The following is a 21,918-nucleotide window of genomic DNA, read 5'->3' on the forward strand; positions in this document are numbered from 1 at the left end:
GGTGAGCGGGGAGACTTGAGGGAAACAGTGGGCGGCAAAGTTCATGCCGCTGGCGCAAACTGCGCCATCACGCCGACATAGGGCTTGGCGCCAGGCCGGGCGTAATCGCCCTGTTTGCTGGTGCGCAGCCCGAGTCCGGCCAGCGCTTCGGCCAGCTTGACGGCGGCCGTCACGCCATCGATCACCGGAACGCCCAAGGCCTGGGTCAGTTCGGTGCACAGGTCGGCCATGCCGGCGCAACCCAGCACGATGGCGCCCACGCCGTCTTCGGCCAGCGCCAGCCGGCATTCGTCGCCGATTTTTTTTCGCAGCAGATCGCTGGTCTGCGCTTCCAGTTCCAGCACGGCGATGCCGGTGGCACGCACCCGCCGGCAACGCGACGTCATGCCGTAGTCCACCAGCAAGCGCTGCGCCGTGGGGACCGTGCGCGCCAGCGTGGTCACCACGCTGAATGACGAGGCCACGAGGCAGGCCATCTGCATAGCCGCCTCGGCGATCCCTATCACGGGCGCCGTCGCCAGCTCGCGTGCGGCGCGCAGCCCCGGGTCGCCAAAGCAGGCAATCACATGGGCATCCACGCCCGCCGCTTCACCGGCCTTGATCTGCGCCAGCAGGCCGGGCAGCGCCAGCGCCTCGTCAACGGCAGTCTCGATCGATGCCGGCCCGGTGGCCGACTGCACGGCCAGGATCTGCGTACCCACGGAAACGACCTGGCGAGCCGCCACGGCCATCTTGTCGGTCATGGCGGCCGTCGTATTCGGATTGATCAGTTGTAGTTTCATGCTTTATTGATTGTCACAATCTTGAACCACTTAACTTCAGAGGGAAAACCATGAGTTTTTCTTGAAATTTCGAGATTTTTCGAAATAAATTGCAACATCATGTTTTGTTATTGTCACAATAATTAAATGAATCGTGGCAGTCAAGAAAATCTTGTGGCACCATATGCTCCTTAATAGAGACAACAGCCATGGCCAGCCCCCGCACACCTATCACCGCAAACCACGAACGGGAAACCCATTCAGAGGCCTCCCAGGCCGAGCTGGCCGAGGAAAACCGGGTCCGCCATGCCATCGTCGAAGCGGTGCTGTCGCACCGCCTTCCACCGGGCACGCGGCTGGTGGAAACCCGCTTGTGCGAGGCCTTCGGCGTCAACCGCACGCTGCTGCGCCGGGTCTTTGTGCGGCTGGCCGGCGACAAGGTCATCGAGCTGCAGCACAACAAGGGCGCCATCATTGCGCAGCCCGGCCCGGAAGAAATGCGCCAGGTGTTTGAAGCCCGGCGGCTGATTGAAAACGGCATCATCCGCGAGCTCGGCAAGAAAGCCACGCCGGAATCACTGGCCGCCGTGCGCGAGCTGATCACGCAGGAGCATGCCGCCTACAAGGCCGGCGAATGGTCCAAATGGGTGCGCCTGTCCGGCGAATACCACCTGCAGGTGGCCCGGCTGCTGGGCAATACCGAGCTCGAAGACATTTTGCGCAGCCTGATTGCCCGGACCACCCTGATGATTGCGCTGTATGACTCCGTGGGCAGCAATGTCTGCTCGTTTGACGAGCACAACGAGATACTCAAGGCCCTGGAAAACGGTGACGGCGAGCAGGCCTGCACCCTGATGGGTGCACACCTGCACGGCGCCGAGGTCAAGCTGCAGCGCGACCACAGCGCGCCCGAGATTGATCTCGTCGCGCTGTTCTCCCAGCCGCTTTGAGCTTTCGGATGTCTGCCAAGCAGGAGGCCCCCACGGCCCTCACGGTCACTACGCGCTGGCAAGGCCTGGGCGCGGCCCTCGGCCTGTCGCTGTCGCCGCTGGTGGCGCTGGGCTTTACGCGCTTTGCCTACGCCCTGCTGCTGCCGCCCATGCAAAGCGAGTTCGGCTGGAGCTTTACCGCGGCCGGCGCGCTCAACACCAGCAACGCCATCGGCTACCTCGCGGGGGCCCTGCTGGCCGCCTGGCTGGGCCAGCGCTTCGGCAAGCTCCAGACCTTCACCTGGGCCATGGTGGCCAGCGCCCTGGCGCTCCTGGCCAGCGCCTGGCCCTCCAGTTTCGCATTGCTGCTAGGGGTGCGTGCCGCGGGCGGGCTGGCCACGGCCGTGGCTTTCGTGCTGGGCACGTCCCTGGCCGCCGGCGCCATGCCGGGCCGGCCGGCCGCCGCGCTGTCCATCTACTTTGCCGGCTCGGGGCTGGGCGTGGTGCTGGCCGGCACGCTGATTCCCCTGGCGCATGCGAATGGCAGCGCCATCGACTGGCGGCAGGCGTGGCTGCTGATGGGCCTGGTGTCGCTGCTCGCGTCCGCGCTGGCCTGGCATGCGGCCCGCCTGTCCATGCGGCAGTCCCGCGCCAGCGTGCCGGGACCGGCGGTGCCGGTCTGGGTCCCTTTAGGTCCCAGCCTGCTGGCCAACCTGCTGTATGGCGCGGGCTACGTGGGCTACATGACCTTCATGATTGCGCTGCTCAAGCGCCTGGGTTTTGCAACCGCCCTCACCATGGTGTTTTTTGCCCTGATTGGCGGCGCCTCCCTGCTGGCCAGCCCGCTCTGGGGCCGGGTGCTGGGCCGCCTGCCCACCGGGCGCGGCTTTGCGCTGGTCAGCGCCATGGTGGCCGTGGGCACCGTGCCGGCATTGATCTGGCCGGCGCCGTGGGCCGTGATTGCCTCCGCGCTGATTTTCGGCGCCAGCTTCATGGCCGGGCCGGCGGCGGTGAGCGTGGTCGCCCAACGGCTGCTGCCCGGCGCCTCGCTGACCTGGGGCCTGGCGCTGCTCACGGCGGCCTTTTCCCTGGGGCAGTCCATAGGCCCGCTGCTGGGCGGATGGATTTCAGACGCCACCGGTTCACTGAGCGCCGGGCTCTGGCTGGGGCCGGTGCTGCTGCTGATGGGGGCGGCAAGCTCCCTGAAGCAAGGCGCCACGCGCGCAGCGGTCGTGACGCCAGCACAGGCCCCCGCGATGGACCGCGCCGGCAAAAAACCTTGAAGCGCCGCAGGCCGGCGCTCACGGCCGAATTCACGGATATCTGATGAAATCCGGCGCCAGCCCTTGCCGATCAAGCGTTATAAGCTATCAATACAATAGCAAATGAAAGCAACCCTGCCGCCACCGGCAGGCGCCATGCCATGAGTGCGCGAAAAACCTTGCCGGTGGCGCAAAATGGGGGCAGGCAAATCCCGCGGCAGGCGCGTGTATCGGCCGCCGCTCAATGATCCTCTCTATGCTGTCTCCCCTCCCTCCCCGTCGGGCGAAAAGCCCCAGCTTTTCGCCGCGGGAATTCCGGGCCTCGCTGGCCATGTTTGCCACCGGCGTCACCATCGTCACCGCGCGCACCCCCACCGGTGAGCTGGTCGGCCTGACGGCCAACTCCTTCAATTCCGTGTCACTGAACCCGCCGCTGGTGCTGTGGAGCCTGTCGCAGGCCGCGGGCTCGATGGCGGCGCTGAGTGCGGGCTCGCACTACGCCATCAACATCCTGGCGGCCGACCAGAAAGACCTGGCGGAACGCTTTGCCAGCAAGCGCGAAGACCGCTGGAAGGACGTGCTGTTCACCGAAGGCACTACCGGCTCCCCGCTGCTAAAGGGCGCGGCCGCGACCTTTGAATGCTTTAACCGCAGCCGCTATGAAGAGGGCGACCATGTGATTTTTGTCGGCGAGGTGGAGCGCTGCAGCCACCGCGCCGGTGCCGCGCCGCTGCTGTTTCACGGCGGCAGGTTTTATACCGAGCACCCCTTGTAGGCCAGCACTGGCCATCAAGCCGGGCCAATCAAACCCGGCAGCTCGGGCCATGCCGTCTCCGCTCAGCCGGCGCGCCGGCCCAGCCGCACGGTGGTCACCCCCAGGCGCAGCTGGCGCACCGAGGGCATGACCAGCACGCAGTCGTCATAGGGCGTCACCACCGGCTCGCCGGCGTCGTGCGCAATCACTGTGCCGGCCTGGGGAATGGTTTCACCGCCGCGGAAATCCTGCACAAAAGCGAAGTCCATGGATTTCGCAACCACGCGATCGGTGACGGTGATGGGCGGCGGCGGCAGCACATCGGGCAGCAGCCAGCCCTCGGGCACGTCGCCGCGCGCCAGTGCGCCAGAGGCCACCAGAAAACGCATGAGCACGTTGCGCGCCGCGTCCAGCGATGAAGACGCCCAGTGCTGCCCGGCCTCCAGCAGCAACGCCAGGCGGGCGCCCCCGGCCTCGCCGAACGGCCCGTAGTCGCGCATGCGCACGCCATCGGCATGGCCGGCATCCACGATCACCTGGCCGGCGGTGCCCAGGCCTTGCGCAAACGCGATGTTGCGCGGCAGCAGGCCGGTGACCAGCAGCGGCTCACAGGGCTCGTGCATGGAATGCAGGTCGAGCAAATGCGTGGCGCGCTCGACGAAGGGACGAATTTCGCGGGCGCGGGCCAACTCGGTGCTCTGGCGCGCCCCGTCGAGCCGCTCCGGTGACCAGACGCGGTTGAAGTCTTCATCGACAAAGCGCGACGCGTCGGGCTGGCTCGCGTCAAATCGCGCAAAGGCCGCGGTGTTGCAAAACACCGCCGTGATGCGCCCGCACCTGGGCCGCAGGCCGCTGCGCAGGAATTCATCGAGCGCCAGCGCGCCGGAATACTCGTTGCCATGCACCAGGGCCGTCACCAGCACTTCGGGGCCCGACGCCGCCGCGCTGCGCTCCTGCACATGCGCCACGCCCGTGGCGGAGGCCGCCCAGCCGGACAACTCGGGCGGCGTCAGCGATACCGCATGCGCCTTGAAGGGCTGGCCGCTCACGATGCCGATCCGCTGCTCACGGCCTTGCCCACGCTGCGCACGCGCTGGGTTTCGGCCTTGATGAAGGCGCTGAGCGCCTGCGGCGTGCCGCCCTCGTTGGAAATGCCGGCCTTCTGCAGCTTTTGCCACACGGCTTCCTCGCGCAGCACGTCGTTGAGTTCCTTGTTCAGGCGCGCCACCATGGGGGCCGGCAGTTTTGCCGGTCCGAACAGGCCAAACCAGACATTCATGTCGTAGCCCTTCAGGCGCGGGCTTTCACCGAGCGCCGGAATCTGCGGTGCGGCGCGCGAGCGCGTGGGCGTGGTCACGCCCAGGGCCACCATCTTGCCCGACTCGATGTACGGCAGGGCCGAAGACAGCACCGAGACGCTGAAATCGACGTTGCCGCCCAAAAGATCCTGCACCTGTTGCCCCGCGCCGCGATAGGGCACATGACGGAAGCTGCTTCCGCCCAGCAGGTTGATGAGTTCGCCCGACACATGCAAAGGGGTGCCAATGCCGGAAGAAGCAAAGCTCAGCTGGTTGGGCTCGCGCCTGGACTTGGCGATCGCCTCGTCGATGGTTTTCACACCGGTCTTGGGGTTGGTCACAAACACCATGGGCGTGACACCGATCAGGCTGACGGCGGTCAGGTCGGTTTCGCCGTTGTACTTGACGGCCGGGTTGAACAGCCGCGCAATCGACACCTCGCTGCCGGAGCCCAGCAGCAGCGTGTAGCCGTTGGGGGCGGCGCCCACCACCCGCTGCGCACCGATGGTGCCGCCGGCACCGCCCACGTTTTCTACGACCACCGGCGTTCCCAGACGTTTGGCCAGCGGCTCGGCGACGATGCGCGCCACCAGGTCCACACTGCCGCCGGGGGGATAACCCACCACCAGCGTGATGGGCTTGGCGGTCGGCCAGGACTGCGCCAGCGCGGCGGAAACGCTCAGCAGTCCGGCGGCGGCCAAAACCAGCGTGCGGGCCACGCTGCGGCGGCGAAGGGTAAACGGGGTAGGCATGAAGAAGGCTCCAGGTGTGAATGGAAGCAGTCTAGAAGTCGTACGGGCGCCACCCATGCGCATCACGCATGGGCCTATGCGAACACGGGTCAGGTACCTGTGCTGGCCGCCCAAATTTGCCGCACCAGGTCCGTGCGCGGGTTGCGCGGGCGGTACAGGCGAATTTCAAAACGCACGGGCGCGCCCTCGCGGTCGGCTTCGACCAGCCGGCCATTGCGCAAATCGACGCCGACCAGCCCGCGCGGCAGCCACGCCAGCCCCACGCCCTGCAGCGCCTGCTCGTGCAGCGATTCGGCAAAGTCCGACTCGGTGACGGTGTGCAGATGCAACTCACGGGTGCTGCGGCCCAGACCATCGTGAAGAATCTGGCTGAGCGCCAGCGTGGGCGCATAGCCGAGCACCGGCACCGGGTGGCGCGCCGTGCCGGGCAAGGCATGCAGCGGCTGCCCATCGGCGCGCGGCGCGCTCACGGCCACCAGCTCGTCCGTGCCCAGGGTCAGGTATTCGAACAGCTGATCATCCAGCACCAGCGGCAGGCGCGGATGCGTGAACGACAACAAAAAGTCGGCGGCACCCTGCTCCAGCGCGGTGGCGCCTTCATGGATGGAGCCGGTCAGGATGCGCAGGCGAAATTCGCCGGTGCTGCGCTTCACGCGGGCCAGCCAGGCGGGCACCGCGGTGCGCGACAGCGTGCGGCCGGTCGCCAGCGTGACCCAGTCCAGCCCGCCGCGCGCATGCCGGATGCGGGCGCGCGCTTCGTTGAGGCTGGCCACCGCGCGGTGGGCCACCGGCAAAAGCTCTTCACCGGCGGCCGTCAGGCCCAGGGGCATGCCGGCGCGATTGATCAGGTCCGCCCCCGCCCACAGCTCCAGCGCGCGAATGCGCCGCGAGAACTGCGGCTGCGTCACATGGCGAAGCTCCGCGGCGCGCGAGAAACTGCGTTCCCGCGCCAGCGCAATGAAGTCTTCCAGCCATTTGTGATCCACGCCTATCCCCTGTCGCCAAAAGTGCCTGCCATGTTATCCGTACCCGCGCCGCCAGCAGACAAGCCGCCTCGCCACTACCATCTCAAGCCATGACCGCACGCAAAGACCACCTCGACACCCTCGCCATTTCCCTGCTGCTGGGCTGCTGCCTGTTCTGGGGCCTGCAGCAGGTACTGATCAAGCTCACCCTCCCGGAAATCCCGCCGCTGTTCCAGGCGTCCCTGCGCCTGGTGGGCGCCACCGCCCTGCTCTGGCTGTGGTGTCTCTGGCGCGGCATTCCCCTGTTTGAACGCGACGGCTCGCTGCCCGCCGGCTTGCTGGCCGGAGCATTGTTCACGATCGAGTTTCTTTGCATCTACATTGGCATGCAGTACACCAGCGCGTCGCGGCTGACCGTGTTCCTCTACACCTCGCCCTTCTGGGTCGCCGTGCTGACGCCCTTCTGGGTCAGGTCCGAAAGGCTGCGCGGCCCGCAATGGCTGGGGCTGTTGTGTGCCTTTGTCGCGGTGGCCTTCGCGCTGCGCGAGGGCCTTGCCGGCGGCCAGGCGGTGACGGCACGCGGCGACCTGCTGGCACTGGTGGCCGGCATGTTCTGGGGCCTGACCACGGTGGTGATCCGGGCCACCGGCCTGTCCAAGCTCTCCGCCGAGAAACTGCTTTTCTACCAATTGGCCGTGAGCGCCCTGGTGGCGCCGGTTTTGTCGCTGGGCCTGGGCGAGGTCTGGCGCTGGCAGTTCAGCGCCTTTGCCATCACCTCGCTGGCGCTGCAGACCGTGGTGGGCGCTTTTGTGAGCTACCTGACCTGGATGTGGCTCTTGGGTCGCTACCCCGTCACCAAGGTGTCCGTCTTCGTTTTTTTCACGCCGCTGTTTGCCCTGCTGCTGGGCGCGCTGTGGCTGCGCGAAAGCGTGACGCCGGGCCTGCTGGCGGCGCTGGCCACCGTGGCGCTGGGCATCGTGATGGTCAACCGCAAGCCGCGCGTAGCGCGGCTTGGCGGGACAAGCTAGGCAGCTGCGGCCAGCTGCCCGGCGGGCTGGGCACGCCTGGGCGCGGCAATCGCCGGCTTGGCCGGGGCCACATGCATCTGCTGCGCGTGATCGAGCTTGAACACGCTCACCACCCGGGACAGCCCGCTGGCCTGCTCCTGCAGGGACTGCGCGGCCGCGGCGGCCTCCTCCACCAGCGCGGCGTTTTGCTGCGTCACCTGGTCCATCTGCGTGATCGCCTGGTTGATCTGCTCGATGCCCGCGGTCTGCTCCTGGCTGGCCGCCGTGATCTCGGCCATGATGTCGGTCACGCGCTTGACGCTGTCCACGATCTCGTCCATGGTCTTGCCGGCCTGGCTGACCTGCTGGCTGCCTTCCTCGACCTTGCCCACCGAGTCGTCGATCAAGACCTTGATCTCCTTGGCCGCCGCCGCTGAGCGCTGGGCCAGGTTCCTGACTTCTGCGGCGACCACGGCAAAGCCGCGGCCCTGCTCGCCGGCCCGGGCGGCTTCGACCGCCGCGTTCAAGGCCAGGATGTTGGTCTGGAAGGCGATGCCGTCGATGACGCCGATGATGTCGACGATCTTCCTGGACGAGGCATTGATGGCGCCCATGGTGTCCACCACCTGGGCGACGACGCTGCCGCCCTTGAGCGCGACGCTGGAGGCGGAGACGGCCAGCTGGTTGGCCTGGCGGGCGTTGTCGGCGTTCTGCTTGACCGTACTCGTCAGCTCCTCCATGGAGGCGGCGGTCTCCTCCAGGGAGCTGGCCTGCTCTTCGGTACGGGACGACAGGTCCTGGTTGCCGGCGGCAATCTGGCTGGACGCCGTGGCCATGGTGTCCGTGCCCTGGCGCACCTGGCCGACGATCCCGACCAGGCTGTCGTTCATGGCCTTGAGGGCCTGCATCAGCTGACCGGTTTCGTCCCGGGCCGTCGATTCGATGTGTGACGTCAGGTCGCCGCTTGCGACTGTCTGCGCCACCTGCACTGCCTGCTTCAGGGGGCTCGTGATGCCGATTGTCAGCCACCACGCCAGCATGCCCCCCATAGCCAAAGCAATCAGGGTCAGCGCTATCAAACTGAACCGACCAGACCGATACAGCGCGTCAATAGCGCTTGCCGTCTGGTCGATATTGGCTTCCTGGTGAAGCAGCATATTCCTGATGCTCGCGTCGTAAGCTTCCAGGGCCGGTACCAGCTTCGCATCGGCAAGCTGCACTGCCTGTGCATGCTGGCCATCGGCCTTCAGTTTCAATGCAGCGGTCCGCAAATCGATGTACGCGGCTCGCTTGGCCATACTTTCTTCATACAAGCTCTTTTCCTCGGGTGTATCAAGCATGCTGACGAGCTTTTTCGAATTCTCGGTAATGCCCAGACTGGTTTGTGTGATGCCTTTCTGGAAATATTTTTGATCTTCCAGGTCAGTGCTTTTGACCAGCGCAAAGGTGCGCACACTGTTGGTCCCTGTTGCCACCAGCCAGTGGGCCGCGAGCCGCTCCTTGACCAGCGCCTCTTTGACCATCTCCTGAGTGGCATCTCCCACATTTTGGAGGCGCCACACGCCGAGCCCCGCAATGACGGTCAGGAGCAAAAGCACCAAGGCAAAACCCATGCCCAACCGGGTGCCGATTTTTAAATTTGCGAGATTCATTGTCTTGCCTGTTGATTCAATTCATTTCAGTTGGCACAGATAGCCGTCAGGCCGCGATTTTTTCGATCAGGCCCATTTCGTCACTCGACATGAGTTTTTCGAGATCCACCAGGATCAGCATGCGCTCGTCCAGCGTTCCCAGGCCGATCAGGTATTCGGTGTCCAGCACCGCGCCCATCTCGGGGGCCGGCTTGATTTGCTCCGGCGTCAAGGTGATCACGTCCGAGACGCTGTCCACCACCATGCCCATGACGCGGTTGCCAATGTTGAGGATGATCACCACCGTGAACTGGTCGTAGCTGGGTGTGCCCAGATTGAACTTGATGCGCATGTCGACGATGGGCGCGATGATGCCGCGCAGGTTCACCACCCCCTTGATGTGCTCGGGCGCATTGGCGATGCGCGTCACCGCGTCATAGCCGCGCAGCTCCTGCACTTTCTGGATGTCGATGCCGTACTCTTCCTGGCTCAGCGTGAAGGACAGGTATTCCAGCGCCCTGGTGGGCGCTGCCGCTGTGGCGTAGGGGTTGTCTGGTTTTTCGTGCATGCGCACTCCTTTGGATAACACGGCTGGCGCACGCCCACCCCGGCACGCGTGCCGGGGAACGGCAACGTCATGCCGTTGCGTATGCCTGCATCTGCTTAACGAACGTTTGCGGAAAACTTTAAGAGGGTGAAAACCCTGATAGTTCAATGACCGCCAACCGCAGGCAGCGGGTCACCGGCGCGGTCCCGCTCATTCCCTGCCTATGTCATGCGCCGCAGGCCTGCAGGCGGGGCGCAGCCCGGCGTCTGGCGACGCCAGCGACGGGGCATGCAAAAAGCTGTCGTGTTGAAGTCGAAATGGACTCAGGGCTTGGCCACCATGTGCAGGACCATCTCGACCTTGTTGCCATGGCCTTGCGTCAGCACCGGGTAGAGCTTGTCGTTGATGAACAGCAGCTTGCCACCCAGCTCGATGCGGGCGGCCACGGTACAGCGCATGCGCGGGTCGACTTTGGCGGGGTCCACCCACAGCTCAAACGGCAGCGGCACCTGGCTGCGCGTGGTGAAGCGCTGTTCGGCCAGGATGCCGGCCTTGGCGTCCATGCGCGAGACATCGCGCAACTGCACGATGATCTCGCTATCGGGCGGCAGGGCGACGCGCTGCAGATAGGCAATGCTGCCACTGACGCGCAGCCCGGAAGCGGCGGCCGGTGCCGGTTCAGCAGCTGGCGGGGAGGCCGGGCCGGTTGCGCAGGCCGTCAGCAAGCCCAGCGCAGCAAGCGCGGCCATCGTCATCATTCGTCGTTTCATGCAGTCCTCTTGCCCTGTTGGCTCAGGTAGTTTTCTGAAAACTGAACATACCATGCGAGGCAGTCCGGATTCGCCATCGCGTCCCGGTTGAGCACCTTCTCCAGCGGCTGGCCCAGCAGCAGCTTCTTGATCGGCAGTTCCTGCTTCTTGCCCGACAGCGTCCGCGGAATCTCGGGCACCTGGAAGATGTCGTTGGGCACAAAGCGCGGCGACAAGGCCGTCTTGATGGCGTTGTTGAGTTTGGCCTTCATGGCATCGTCGAGCGCCACACCCTCACGCAGCACAACGAACAGCGGCATATAGCTGTCGCGGCCCAGGTATTCCAGGTCCACCACCATCGAATCGAGCACCTCGGGCAGCGCCTCAATCGCGCTGTAAAGCTCGCTGGTGCCCATGCGCAGGCCATGGCGGTTGATGGTGGCATCGCTGCGGCCGTAAATGATGCAGCCGCCCGAGGTCGTCACCTTGAGCCAGTCGCCGTGGCGCCAGACATTCGGGTACATGTCGAAGTAGCTGGAGAGGTAACGCTGCCCGCCGGCGTCGCCCCAGAAGTACAGCGGCATGGACGGAATGGGCTGCGTGCAGACCAGCTCACCCACTTCGTTGATGACCGGCTGGCCCGATTCGTTCCAGGCCTCGACGGCGCAACCCAGCAGGCGGCACTGCATTTCGCCGGGCACCAGCGGCAGCTCGCGGTTGCCGCCTATGAAGGCGCCCGCAAAGTCGGTACCGCCCGAGATGTTGCACCACCAGATGTCAGGTGTTCCAATTTTTTCAAACTGCTGCGTACCCCAGTTCTGCGCTTCGGGCGACAGCGGGGAGCCGGTGCTGCCCAGGGCGCGCACGCTCTTGAGGCCGGGCAGTTGCGTCAAGTCAACCCCCGCCTTCATGCAGTTGGCAAAGAAGGCCGCGCCGGCGCCGAAAAAGCTCACGCCGGTTTGCGCCGCAAAGCGCCACAGCGTGGTCCAGTCGGGCTTGTCCTTGCCGCCGCCGGGGTTGCCGTCGAAGATCACGCATGTGGTGCCATTGAGCAGGCCGCTCAACTGCACGTTCCACATCACCCAGCCGGTCGAGCTGTACCAGTGGAAACGCTCGCCCCAGCTGTTGGCCTCATAGCTGCAGCCCACGTCGTTGTGCAGGCTCTTGAGCGCCAGCGCCACCAGCAAGGTGCCGCCGTGGCCATGGACTATGGGCTTGGGCAGGCCGGTGGTGCCGCTGGAATAGACAATCCACAGCGGATGGTCAAACGGCAGCCAGCGTGGTTCAAACGCCGCTGTTTGTGCATCATTTCGGGCCGTAGCCCTTTCGAACCGGGCGCAGTCAGCTATCGAATCAGTAGCATTCAGATTATTGTGGACGATGACGTGCTGCACGCTGGGCAGGGCCGCGCGCATCTCGTTCACCTCGGCGCTACGGTCAAGGTCGCGCCCGCCATAGCGCACGCCGTCGCAGGCAATCAGCACCTTGGGCTCGATCTGCTTGAAGCGATCGAGCACGGCGTGGGTGCCCATGTCGGGCGCGCAGATGCTCCAGACCGCGCCCAGGCTGACCACGGCCAGGAAGGCGATCATGGCCTCGGGAATATTCGGCAGGTAGGCGGCCACGCGGTCGCCCGGCTGCACGCCCTGGTCCTGCAAATGCAGCGCCAGTGACGCGACCTGCTGGCGCAATGCGGGCCAGCTCAGCTCGCGCGGCTGGCCGCCGGCCAGGCTTGTTTCGTTGTGGCTGACCACGGCCGGAAAGCCGGCGGCGTGGGCCGGGTCCACATGGCGGAACACCTGCTGCGCGTAATTGACCTGCGCACCGGGAAACCACTGGGCACCGGGCATGCGGCGCTCTGCCAGCACGGCGCTGTGCGGCGTTGGCGACTGCAGCTCGAAATAGTCCCAGATGCTTTGCCAGAAGGCCTCCAGATCCGTGGTGGACCAGCGCCACAGCGCGTCATACGAGTCAAAGTTCAGGCCGCGGGTCTCGCGCAGCCAGTTTTGGTAAAGGCGGATTTGGGGAATGTGGGGGGCACTCATGGCATCAGCTTAACCGCGCAGGCCCCTGCCTGGCCTGCGGGATTGCCCGCTGAAAAGAGGGGCATTTGCACTTTAGCACGATTGTGCTAATATGCGCCGCATGGATGCCAAAACCCAGAAGAGCGAGATGACCCGCACCGCCATCATTGGCGCGGGGATTGACCTTGCCTCGGCCGAAGGCCTGGAGGCCATCACGCTGCAGGCGGTGGCGGACCGCATCGGCCTGTCCAAGAGCGGGGTGTTTTCGCGCATTGGCTCGCGCGAGGCCCTGCAGAAGGCGGTGATCGAAGAGTTTGGCCGGCGCTTTCTGGCCGATGTGTTCGTGCCCGCCATGCAGCAGCCCAAGGGCCTGCCGCGGCTGGACATGATTGTGCAGCGCTGGATTGTGCGCATGCGCGATGTCGAGGCGAAGTCGGGCTGCATCTACACCGCCGGCGCCTTTGAACTCGATGACCGCGAGGGCGAGCTGCGCGACACCCTGCTGCAGGAGGTGACGCGCTGGCGTGCCGCCCTGCGGCGCACCGTGCTGCAGGCGGTGGAGGCCGGCCATCTACGGGCCGATACCGATGCCGAACAGCTGGTGGCCGAAATCTCCGGCCTGACGATGGGGCTGTTGCACGATGCCCGCTTTCTGCGCGACAGCCACGCCGCAGAACGTGCCCAGGCCTCGTGGACGCGCCTGATCAACAGCTACAAAACCTGATTGTCGAGGGAGGCCCCTGTGCTTTTGCCTGTTTGTGTTTGCCCAAATTTCGCACGATTGTGCGAAGAAAGGAAGATGCCATGTTGATCGTTATTTTTTCTGTCGCTGGTTTTCTGCTGGTGCGCGGCGTGATGGCCGCCCTGGCTTCGCTGCGCGGCCTGCCGCGCAGCAATGAAGACTGGATCTGGTACTGACACACTGAAAACGGAGCCGCCATGACACACACCACCCTGCAGGCCACCCCGGCCTACTACAAGGACCCGGCCAGCGCCCTCATGCGGCTGGCGCGCTTCGGACTGGGCGCCGCGCAACGCCTCTGGCCGGCACTCGGCGTGCGCTTGGCCTGCCGGCTGTTCGGCACACCGCTGCCGCCCAAGTGGCTGAGCCGGCGCCGACGCTGGCGCCCCGACTGGCGCATCGAGGCCTGGCCGTTTGAAGACGCCAGCCTGACGCTGTACCGCCACCCGGCCTCTGCAGACGGCCCGCTGGTTTTGCTGGCGCATGGCTGGGGCGGGCACGCCGGGCAGATGCTGGCGCTAGCCGACACGCTGGCGGCGCAAGGCTTGCAAGCCGTCATCGTGGAGATGCCCGCGCACGGCCGCAGCCAGGGCACGACCAGCAACTTGCCGCAGTTTGCCCGCGCGCTGGAATATGTGAGCGCCCGGCTGCAGCAGCAAGGCCACACGCTGCATGCGCTGGTGGCGCATTCACTGGCGGCCAATGCCGGCGCCCATGCCGTCAGCCGCGGACTTGGCGCGCAGCGGCTGGTGTTGCTGGCGCCGCCAGCGTCGCCCCTGGCGTACACCCGCCTCTTTGCGCGGGTGTTTGGCCTCAGCGAAGCCACGCGAGCGGCCATGCAGCGGCGCATAGAGGCGCGCGAAGGGATTGTGATGACGCAGTTCGAGCCGGCCATGGTCGGCCCGCGCATCCACCTGCCCACGCTGCTGGTGCATGACCGCGGGGACGGCATCAACCGCTTTGCCGATGGCCTGGCCTACCGCCAGGCGATAGACGGCGCACACCTGCTGGCCACCGAGGGGCTGGGGCACAGCCGCATACTCAAGGACGCCGCGGTGCTGCAGCACATCACGTCCTTCCTGGCCTGACACGGCCGCATCGCCAGCCCGAGCCTTCTTTTTCTTGTGCGAGGTGCCCATTGCCCCTAGCATTGCGGCACTTTTATAACGAGGAGTGAGTGATGGGAATGCTGGACTGGACGGAAAAAAGCAGCGCGGTGCTGCAACAAGGCGGGGTGATAGGGCCTGATGAGCGCCTGCCCTGGCCGCTGACCTCGGCGATGGGGGTGCAGCATGTGATCGCGATGTTCGGCTCCACGGTGCTGGCCCCGCTGCTGATGGGCTTCGATCCCAACGTCGCGATCTTGATGAGCGGCATAGGCACGCTGATTTTCTTCGTCATCACCGGCGGCAAGGTGCCCAGCTACCTCGGCTCCAGTTTTTCCTTCATCGGCGTGGTGATTGCCGCCACCGCCTACGCCGGCAAGGGGCCGAACGCGAACATCGGCGTGGCGCTGGGCGGCATCATCGCCTGCGGCGCGGTGTACACCGTCATAGGCGCCATCGTGCAGTCGGCCGGCACCCACTGGATTGAGCGCTTCATGCCGCCCGTGGTGACCGGCGCCGTGGTTGCGGTGATAGGCCTGAACCTGGCCGGCATTCCGGTCAAGAACATGGCGGGCAGCAACTTTGACTCATGGATGCAGGTGGTGACCTTTGTCAGCGTGGCCCTGGTCGCCGTGATGACGCGCGGCATGCTGCAGCGCCTCTTGATCCTGGCCGGCCTGATCGTGGCCAGCGCGATTTATGCGCTGCTCACCAACGGCCTGGGCTGGGGCAAGCCTATAGACGTGTCGGGCATCGCCCAGGCCACCTGGCTCGGCCTGCCCAGCCTCGCGGCGCCGGTGTTCACGGCCAACGCCATGCTGCTGATCGTGCCGGTGGTGATCATTCTGGTGGCGGAAAACCTGGGCCACATCAAGGCCGTGACGGCCATGACCGGCAAAAACCTGGATGTCTACATGGGCCGCGCCTTCATCGGCGACGGCCTGGCCACCATGGTCTCGGGCAGCGCCGGCGGCACCGGCGTCACCACCTACGCCGAAAACATCGGCGTGATGGCGGCGACCAAGATCTACTCCACCGCCGTGTTCGTGGTGGCGGCGCTGATTGCCGTGGTGCTGGGTTTCAGCCCCAAGTTCGGCGCGTTGATCCAGGCCATTCCGCTGCCGGTGATGGGCGGCGTGAGCATTGTGGTGTTCGGCCTGATTGCGATTGCCGGCGCCAAGATCTGGGTCGCCAACCAGGTGGACTTCTCGGACAACAAGAACCTGCTGGTCGCCGCCATCACCCTGGTGCTGGGCACCGGCGACTTCACCCTGAAGTTCGGCCAGTTCGCGCTGGGCGGCATAGGCACCGCCACCTTCGGCGCCATCCTGCTGTATGCCCTGCTGAATCGCCAGCGCTGAGGCCGGCTCGCGCCGCGCACCCGGGCCGCTTACCGCGGCTTGATGAAGGCCAGCATGGCGTCGCTCACCGAGCGGTCGTCGGTGTGGACGGAATAGATTTCCGACATGTGGCTGTGTCCCGGGAACCTGACGAAAGCGGGGCAGCGTCCGGCCTTGCACAGGCTGTCGTTGAGCAGCGTCATCTGTGACTCGAAATCCGGCGGGTCCAGTTCGGCGCCACCGACCCACAGCGGCACCCGGGTGGCGATCAAACCGTCCAGCGCGGAGCGTGCCGGGTACTCGGATGCGTCGGTGCCGTAATAGCCCGGATAGGTAGGCGACACCGCCACCAGTTCCGCCGTGACCCGGTACACGCCCGACAACAGCAGCGCGCCAGCCAGACCCGAGCCGCGGACCTTGTGGAAGCGCTCCTGCGCCACATAGGCCGCCACATGCGTCGCGCCCGCCGAATGTCCCAGCAGATAGATGCGGGAGGGGTCGCCGCCGCGCGCCACAATCTGCTCATGCACCCAGCTCACGCCCTGCCCCACATCCGCCGGACCGGCCGGCCACGGGTTTTGGGGCGACAAACGGTAAGTCATGTTGACGCCCACCATGCCATTGCGGACGGCCCAGAGCATGATGTTGTCGTAGAACGGGCTGCTGGCACTGGCGCGCCGATTGCCGGCGACAAATCCCCCGCCGTGCACGAAGATCAGCACGGGGAACGCTTTTGCGGAAGGCATCTGCGGCGAAAAAACGTCCAGCAAGTGACGCTCGGCCTCGCCATAGCGAATATCCCGCTCCACCCTGACGCCGGCATAAGGTTCCGACTCAAGGACAAGTGGCGCATAGAGCGCCGAAGTGGCCGGTGGAGCAATCACTCGGCCCATGGCCTTGAGCTTCTCACCCAGCGCCTGTGGAACCTGCGCCGCAGCGCCCGCGGCCAGCAGCATGCCGGCGCCCCAAAGTCCCATGATCAATCCCAATGGTTTCATCGCCGCCTCCCAGGTCTATGCACACGATGCAGAACCGGCCCACTATAGGCGTGGACGCGCGATATAACAAATCAATCGATATAGTCACGCTCACATCACTCCCCCACACTGGAGCCACCATGCGCGTCTGGAAAAAACCCATCTCGCTCGAAGAGCTCACCGCCATCCACAAGGACACGGCCGTGGCGCATCTGGGCATCGAGTTTCTCGAAGTCGGTGATGACTTCATACGCGCCCGCGTGCCGGTCAACACCCGGACACGCCAGCCTTACGGCCTGCTGCACGGCGGCGTGTCGGTGGTGCTGGCCGAAACGCTGGGTTCCTGCGGCGCCGCCTACGCGGCCCCCGAGGGCCACCGCGCGGTCGGGCTGGACATCAATGCCAACCACCTGCGGGGCGCGACCAGCGGCTGGGTCACGGGCATCACGCGCCCGGTGCACATTGGCCGCAGCACCCAGGTCTGGCAAATCGAGCTCACCAACGAGGCCGGCGAGCTGACCTGTGTGTCGCGCATCACGATGGCCATGCTGACGCCGAAATAGCAGTCGAATCGGGCTGCAGCCCATAGCCAGTTGTCATTTTTCGCTATTAATAGCATAGCAATCCGCAGCCGCGGCGGCCGCTGGCGCGCAATTCGCGGAAAATACCCTGACCCATTCCCCGCCCCGCCCTGCCGCCATGAAACGCCAGCCTGACCTGTTCGCCCCCGACAACCAGCCGGCCGCGCCGATCACCGTGCGTGCGCTCAAGATCGACGCGGGTCCCAAGACCGGCCGCCTGTCGCCCGCGCAGCAGCGCTTCAACCGGCTGCTGGCGCGGGTGGAGGCGCTGACCGGCCAGATCGAGGCCACACGCCAAGCGGTCGATGCGCACCGGCCGCGGCAGGCCCGGGAGCTGGCCGAGCTGGAGCAGCGGCACGGCGCGCTGATGCAGCGCATGGCGCTGTGGCTGGACGAGCGGCTGCGCGCCAAGGGCCTGACAGCGGCGCAAAAGCGCATGGCGACCGAAATTCTGATTTCATTGAGCGAGGCCCTGGCGGTACAGGGCGATGCGCAGATGCAGGCGCTGCACGACCGCCACAGCCCCGATGACCTGGACGCCAAGCAGGGCGCCAGCGTGCAAGGCATGAAGGACATGCTGGAGGAGGTGCTGGGCAAGCCGCTCGATGCGGCAGGCGAGGCCGACGATCTGGAGGCCCTGCTGCACGCCGCCATGAAAGAGATGGACGAGCAGGCCCAAGCGGCGCACGCGCAGCGCGAGGCGCAGCAGGCGGCGCGCCGCTCCAGGAAGGCCAAGACCGCCCGCCAACAGCAGGCCGAACAGCAGCAAACCGATGCCCAGAGCGCGTTGCGCACCCTGTTTCGGCGACTGGCCAGCGCGCTGCACCCGGACCGCGAAACCGACCCGCAGGAGCGCGAACGCAAATCCGCCCTGATGGCCGAGGCCAATGCGGCCTACCGGCGCCGCGACCTGACGGCCCTGCTGACGCTGCAGCTGCGCGTCGAACAGGCCGAGCCGGGCGCGCGCGCATGGCCGAGGACAAGGTCGCCGCCCTGAACCTGCTGCTGAAGGACCAGGTGGCGGCGCTGGAGCAAGACCTGTACGCGGTGCAGATGCAGGCACGCGGCGAATTCGGCCTGCCCCCGTATGGCGCCGTCACCGCCACCAGCCTGGCGCGCACGCTGGCCCAGCAGCGCCAGCAGCTGGAACAGGACATCGCGCACATGAACCGGGATCTGCAGCGGGTGCAGGACGACGCCGAATTCAAGCGCTGGCTCACGGAGCAAACCAGCGCGGCCCGGCAATTCGACCCGTTCGACGAGCTGGACATGCTGTTGAACGCGGGCGATTTTCGGCGCTGATGGGCATATTCACAGTTAGGGCAAATAAGTACCGAAGTTAGGGCCTAACTATGGGTATTCATCTACAAATCCGCCGATAGATGGGCAATGTTTTCAACATCGGTGCCGCGCCGCGAGTGAACGAGTGTGGATGGCCTGAGGCTTCGGCCGCGCCAACGCCTAGCTGGCTTTTTTCTTCGGACGGCCAGCCTTCAATGGTGTCAACGAATCAAGGGCGCTGCGCAGTTCGGTGTTGCTGAGTTTGGCAAGCGCATGCAACCCCGCCCGTAAAAGCTCACTCTTCTTGGTTGGGCGCTTGAAACCTAGCGCTTGGTATTTGAGCGCGGCAATCAGCCCGAAGTCGTGCTGTGGCATCGTGAAGCTGTCACGCACGAGTTTGGCCTTTGGCTTGGACACATCCCACACGGCGGCTACCGCAGCTGGCTCGACGGGCTTTTTCAATACCACCCCGCGCGCAGTAGAGCGCTTGCGCTGAGGCGGCGCGGCGACGGCCTTCTTCGCATGGGCCTTTAGAGGTCCGGTTTTCTTCGCCGCCGTCTTTTTGGGCGTGGCGCCTTTGGGGAGGGCTTTGTCTGCCGCCAGCTTCTTGCCCGCTGATGCATTTTTCGCTGGCGGCTTCGCCGCCTTGCCCTTCCGCTGCGCGGCCTTCTTGACGGTCGCTTGTTTCGTTGCGGCCACTTTGGGCTCGGGCTTACGCACCGATGCTTTCTTCATCACCGGCTCTTTGCGTGCCTCCGGTGCCACTTCAGGCGGGCTCGATGGCAGTTCCGGCGCTGCAACGGTCGTCGGCGCCGTTGCCCGTGGCTGGGTGGAAGACTTGACCACTGCTAAGTCGGGGGCGCCGGCAGGCGTGGCAACGATTTTTCTGTTGGTCGCGCTGGGGTTAATCATGGGAAAAGTCCTAAATTGGTGTAAATGATTTATACCTTATTTTGGATGTAATCCTACTCCGCATCTGAAGCCAGAACGGTGCCGTATGCCTAAGACCCATCTCAAAACAGAGAACTGCCCGCTGGAATCCAGGCATGCGCACAGGCCAACTCCTAAGCGGGACGGTCCTCGGCCGATCCGAGGCGCGCATACAGATGGCGTGCCAGGCCGACGCCGCCGGCGCGCATGATCTGGTCAAGAACCGTTCATGCCTCCGTACAGCGAAGATGGCGAACCACCCTTCCTTCGGGAGTGGATCGAAGCCGATGAATCTCTCCATGTTCTGGCGTACTCATGCATATCAATGCTTGCAGCATCTCACCATCTCTACCTGAAGACATTTGAAAAACTGCTCCACTTTCACCTTGATGACTCGCTCAAGCCGAAATTCAAGAAGAGCTGGCTGAGTGGCTATAGAGCTTATTTTGCGCACCACCTCGGTATTCGCTTCGAGGATTGCCCGGCCAATCTTGAAGTTCTTGAAGAAGTGGTGCTTGCAAGAAATCGAGTTCAACATCCTGAGTCCATAGCAGGCCACCGCACCCCCTATTCGAGCAGTGATCTTGGGAAACTTGCATACCCCTTTTTCGTTAATGAACGCGAGCGAGACCTGCTTGCAGATGTCGACGAAGCCGAAAGTGCTTGGTTCATGCCACCGACTATTCACGTTAGCGCAGAGAAACTTGCTACGGCAATTGAGCAGGTCGAGAAGTTCGGTGACTGGCTCGAGAATGAAATCGATAGCCGTGTGTATGGACAATAGACGCTCAACCCATCATTCCACCGGACCCAGTGCAAGCGCCACCCAACTCACCTCCACTCGTGCTTGCCTGCGCCGGCAGAGGTGGCCCCGCACATTGGAACAGCGACCAAGGCGATGCGTACCCGCCTGAAGGATTGCCGCGACGCAGTACCGGTGGCGCCGATCAGGCGCCGGCGCTTGACCTCATTGCCCACCAAGGAGTCGCCCATGCGGAAACTCGGCACATGCCTCTGGTTCGACCATCAGGCCGAGGACGCGGCGGCGTTTTACGTCAGCCTGTTCCCGAACTCCGGCATCGTCGACGCCAAGTATTGCCTTGAAGGCGCGCCGCGACCGGCCGGATTGGTGCTGTGCTCAGCCGGTTACAACATCCGATGGCTGCTGCGTGCCATCACCCGCCTGGGGCTCAAGGGCCTGTTATTGCGCCTGTTGGCGCTGCGCGTGACGCTCTCCCGCATCATCCAATCGGCCGGCGTTACGCGCTTCGCGCACTCGTCGCGCGTGACTGGCGCAGCAGGATGAATTTTGCAGGGCGGACTCGTTGGCTTCAGGGCTCCCACCCATACAGGACGGGCGAATGCAGCTATTGTTTTTATAGCCACATCAAACCGGGTACACCTTCACCGGCCGCGTCGCCACCGGGAAGCCGGCCGCGCCCAGGGTGTCGGCAATGGCCTTGTTGGTGTCGAAATAGACCTGCCAGTAATGGTTGGTGTGGCAATAGGGACGCACGGCGAGCTTGGGGCCGAATTCGTTGAACTCCAGAATCTCGACATCCACCGCCGGATCCTTGCTGATGTTGGCGACCCCGGAGACCGACTCCTTGAGCAGCGCGATGGCCTTGTGCACGTCGGCGCTGCCAGCCAATTGCGCAACCAGTTCGACGCGGCGATAGGGATGGGCGGTGTAGTTCTTGATGTCGCCACCCATGATCTTGGCGTTGCCGACGATGGTCCTGACGTTGTCCGGCGTGTTGATGGTGCTTCCAAACAGGCCAATCTCCAGCACCGTGCCTTCAACTCCCCCGGCAGTGACATAGTCGCCGACCAGATAGGGACGCAGCACCAGCAGGAAAATGCCGGAGGCAAAATTGCCGAGCAAACCGCTCCAGGCGGCGCCAATGGCCACGCCCGCACCGGCGACCAGGGCCGCAAAGCTGGTGGTTTCCACACCAAAATAGCCCAGGATGGCAACGACAAGAATGATGTTCAATGCAACAGTGATGAAGCTGACCAGATAGCGTTGCACCGTCGGGTCGATTTCCTGCCGGGTCATTCCCGCCCCTACCAGGCGGGTCACCAGCCCTATGAGCCAGCGGCCCACGATGAAAACGACAATCGCGCCAAGCGCCTTGAGGCCAAAGGCCACCAGAATGGGCTGGGCCTGATCCACCCAGCTGCCTATTTTTGCGGTATTCATGAACATCCTCCCTTTTTACTGCAGACAAATCTATGCACATTAGGAACCCGCCAGCGGTCTGTAAACCGCGTGCAACGCA

The 21,918-nt window shown here is 64.8% G+C and carries 23 protein-coding genes and 1 pseudogene; 12 read left to right on the forward strand and 12 right to left on the reverse strand.

Annotated features, from left to right (window positions below; genetic code table 11):
- Window positions 1-41 precede the first annotated feature (41 nt).
- Complete coding sequence (locus PJE01S_RS14575) at window positions 42-782, reverse strand: aspartate/glutamate racemase family protein (protein WP_068834360.1); 741 nt, start codon at window positions 780-782, stop codon at window positions 42-44.
- A gap of 188 nt (window positions 783-970) precedes the next feature.
- On the opposite strand from PJE01S_RS14575, the gene PJE01S_RS14580 reads away from it, so the two are divergent.
- From PJE01S_RS14580 to PJE01S_RS14590, 3 genes are all read left to right on the forward strand, one after another.
- A complete protein-coding gene (locus PJE01S_RS14580) occupies window positions 971-1,711 on the forward strand; it encodes a GntR family transcriptional regulator (protein ID WP_068834361.1) in 741 nt (246 codons plus the stop codon).
- An 8-nt stretch (window positions 1,712-1,719) separates the two neighbouring features.
- Window positions 1,720-2,973, forward strand: a complete 1,254-nt coding sequence (locus PJE01S_RS14585) for a YbfB/YjiJ family MFS transporter (protein ID WP_068834362.1) — start codon at window positions 1,720-1,722, stop codon at window positions 2,971-2,973.
- A 235-nt stretch (window positions 2,974-3,208) separates the two neighbouring features.
- Window positions 3,209-3,727, forward strand: a complete 519-nt coding sequence (locus PJE01S_RS14590) for a flavin reductase family protein (RefSeq protein ID WP_068834363.1) — start codon at window positions 3,209-3,211, stop codon at window positions 3,725-3,727.
- A gap of 62 nt (window positions 3,728-3,789) precedes the next feature.
- On the opposite strand, the gene PJE01S_RS14595 is transcribed toward PJE01S_RS14590, so the two are convergent.
- From PJE01S_RS14595 to PJE01S_RS14605, 3 genes are all read right to left on the reverse strand, one after another.
- Window positions 3,790-4,755, reverse strand: coding sequence for a M14 family metallopeptidase (locus PJE01S_RS14595; RefSeq protein ID WP_068834364.1), 966 nt, complete (start codon window positions 4,753-4,755; stop codon window positions 3,790-3,792).
- Complete coding sequence (locus PJE01S_RS14600) at window positions 4,752-5,756, reverse strand: Bug family tripartite tricarboxylate transporter substrate binding protein (protein ID WP_068834365.1); 1,005 nt, start codon at window positions 5,754-5,756, stop codon at window positions 4,752-4,754. Before PJE01S_RS14600 ends, PJE01S_RS14595 begins: the two co-directional genes overlap by 4 nt.
- 89 nt (window positions 5,757-5,845) lie before the next feature.
- Window positions 5,846-6,742, reverse strand: coding sequence for a LysR family transcriptional regulator (locus PJE01S_RS14605; protein WP_068834366.1), 897 nt, complete (start codon window positions 6,740-6,742; stop codon window positions 5,846-5,848).
- An 89-nt stretch (window positions 6,743-6,831) separates the two neighbouring features.
- On the opposite strand from PJE01S_RS14605, the gene PJE01S_RS14610 reads away from it, so the two are divergent.
- On the forward strand, window positions 6,832-7,749 hold the full coding sequence (locus PJE01S_RS14610; protein WP_068834367.1) for a DMT family transporter: 918 nt from the start codon (window positions 6,832-6,834) through the stop codon (window positions 7,747-7,749).
- On the opposite strand, the gene PJE01S_RS14615 is transcribed toward PJE01S_RS14610, so the two are convergent.
- The 4 genes from PJE01S_RS14615 to PJE01S_RS14630 all read right to left on the reverse strand — a co-directional run bounded on the left by PJE01S_RS14615 (window position 7,746) and on the right by PJE01S_RS14630 (window position 12,700).
- Window positions 7,746-9,380, reverse strand: coding sequence for a methyl-accepting chemotaxis protein (locus tag PJE01S_RS14615; RefSeq protein ID WP_068834368.1), 1,635 nt, complete (start codon window positions 9,378-9,380; stop codon window positions 7,746-7,748). The two genes, PJE01S_RS14610 and PJE01S_RS14615, sit on opposite strands and share 4 nt — an antisense overlap.
- Before the next feature lie 46 nt (window positions 9,381-9,426).
- Window positions 9,427-9,927, reverse strand: a complete 501-nt coding sequence (locus tag PJE01S_RS14620) for a chemotaxis protein CheW (protein WP_068834369.1) — start codon at window positions 9,925-9,927, stop codon at window positions 9,427-9,429.
- Window positions 9,928-10,229: 302 nt separating this feature from the next.
- Entirely contained in the window at window positions 10,230-10,676 is a 447-nt protein-coding gene (locus tag PJE01S_RS14625) for a YbaY family lipoprotein (protein ID WP_068834370.1), read from the reverse strand.
- A complete protein-coding gene (locus PJE01S_RS14630) occupies window positions 10,673-12,700 on the reverse strand; it encodes an acetoacetate--CoA ligase (protein ID WP_068834371.1) in 2,028 nt (675 codons plus the stop codon). Before PJE01S_RS14630 ends, PJE01S_RS14625 begins: the two co-directional genes overlap by 4 nt.
- 100 nt (window positions 12,701-12,800) lie before the next feature.
- Here PJE01S_RS14630 and PJE01S_RS14635 point away from each other — a divergent pair, with 100 nt between their 5' ends.
- From PJE01S_RS14635 to PJE01S_RS14645, 3 genes are all read left to right on the forward strand, one after another.
- A complete protein-coding gene (locus tag PJE01S_RS14635; RefSeq protein ID WP_068834439.1) occupies window positions 12,801-13,403 on the forward strand; it encodes a TetR/AcrR family transcriptional regulator in 603 nt (200 codons plus the stop codon).
- Between the two features lie 215 nt (window positions 13,404-13,618).
- Window positions 13,619-14,509, forward strand: a complete 891-nt coding sequence (locus tag PJE01S_RS14640; RefSeq protein WP_068834372.1) for an alpha/beta hydrolase — start codon at window positions 13,619-13,621, stop codon at window positions 14,507-14,509.
- A 92-nt stretch (window positions 14,510-14,601) separates the two neighbouring features.
- Window positions 14,602-15,888: a solute carrier family 23 protein gene (locus PJE01S_RS14645; RefSeq protein ID WP_068834373.1), complete on the forward strand. Its 1,287-nt coding sequence runs from the start codon at window positions 14,602-14,604 to the stop codon at window positions 15,886-15,888.
- A gap of 29 nt (window positions 15,889-15,917) precedes the next feature.
- Here PJE01S_RS14645 and PJE01S_RS14650 read toward each other — a convergent pair whose 3' ends face one another.
- Window positions 15,918-16,844 carry an alpha/beta hydrolase gene (locus PJE01S_RS14650; protein WP_084389567.1) on the reverse strand — a complete coding sequence of 309 codons (927 nt, stop codon included), beginning with the start codon at window positions 16,842-16,844 and terminating at the stop codon, window positions 15,918-15,920.
- A 140-nt stretch (window positions 16,845-16,984) separates the two neighbouring features.
- Here PJE01S_RS14650 and PJE01S_RS14655 point away from each other — a divergent pair, with 140 nt between their 5' ends.
- The 3 genes from PJE01S_RS14655 (at window position 16,985) to PJE01S_RS14665 (ending at window position 18,727) form a co-directional block, all read left to right on the forward strand.
- The gene (locus PJE01S_RS14655; protein ID WP_068834375.1) at window positions 16,985-17,407 is read left to right on the forward strand and encodes a hotdog fold thioesterase; all 423 of its coding nucleotides are present in this window, start codon (window positions 16,985-16,987) and stop codon (window positions 17,405-17,407) included.
- Window positions 17,408-17,543: 136 nt separating this feature from the next.
- Window positions 17,544-18,422, forward strand: a complete 879-nt coding sequence (locus PJE01S_RS14660) for a coiled-coil domain-containing protein (RefSeq protein WP_068834376.1) — start codon at window positions 17,544-17,546, stop codon at window positions 18,420-18,422.
- Window positions 18,395-18,727: a hypothetical protein gene (locus PJE01S_RS14665; RefSeq protein WP_068834377.1), complete on the forward strand. Its 333-nt coding sequence runs from the start codon at window positions 18,395-18,397 to the stop codon at window positions 18,725-18,727. The genes PJE01S_RS14660 and PJE01S_RS14665 overlap by 28 nt, the downstream gene beginning before the upstream one ends.
- 159 nt (window positions 18,728-18,886) lie before the next feature.
- On the opposite strand, the gene PJE01S_RS24535 is transcribed toward PJE01S_RS14665, so the two are convergent.
- Window positions 18,887-19,618: a hypothetical protein gene (locus tag PJE01S_RS24535; protein ID WP_157090340.1), complete on the reverse strand. Its 732-nt coding sequence runs from the start codon at window positions 19,616-19,618 to the stop codon at window positions 18,887-18,889.
- A 247-nt stretch (window positions 19,619-19,865) separates the two neighbouring features.
- Here PJE01S_RS24535 and PJE01S_RS25195 point away from each other — a divergent pair, with 247 nt between their 5' ends.
- Window positions 19,866-20,420, forward strand: a complete 555-nt coding sequence (locus PJE01S_RS25195) for a hypothetical protein (protein ID WP_157090341.1) — start codon at window positions 19,866-19,868, stop codon at window positions 20,418-20,420.
- A gap of 47 nt (window positions 20,421-20,467) precedes the next feature.
- On the opposite strand, the gene PJE01S_RS25755 is transcribed toward PJE01S_RS25195, so the two are convergent.
- The gene (locus PJE01S_RS25755) at window positions 20,468-20,629 is read right to left on the reverse strand and encodes a hypothetical protein (protein ID WP_218017524.1); all 162 of its coding nucleotides are present in this window, start codon (window positions 20,627-20,629) and stop codon (window positions 20,468-20,470) included.
- On the opposite strand from PJE01S_RS25755, the pseudogene PJE01S_RS26395 reads away from it, so the two are divergent.
- Window positions 20,628-20,711: pseudogene (locus PJE01S_RS26395) on the forward strand (VOC family protein); the annotation flags it as partial. The gene PJE01S_RS25755 and the pseudogene PJE01S_RS26395 sit on opposite strands and share 2 nt — an antisense overlap.
- 312 nt (window positions 20,712-21,023) lie before the next feature.
- On the opposite strand, the gene PJE01S_RS14685 reads toward PJE01S_RS26395, so the two are convergent.
- Complete coding sequence (locus PJE01S_RS14685; RefSeq protein WP_068834441.1) at window positions 21,024-21,839, reverse strand: mechanosensitive ion channel family protein; 816 nt, start codon at window positions 21,837-21,839, stop codon at window positions 21,024-21,026.
- Window positions 21,840-21,918 lie beyond the last annotated feature (79 nt).

It is taken from the genome of Polaromonas jejuensis NBRC 106434 (assembly GCF_001598235.1).
Lineage (GTDB): Bacteria > Pseudomonadota > Gammaproteobacteria > Burkholderiales > Burkholderiaceae_C > Polaromonas > Polaromonas jejuensis.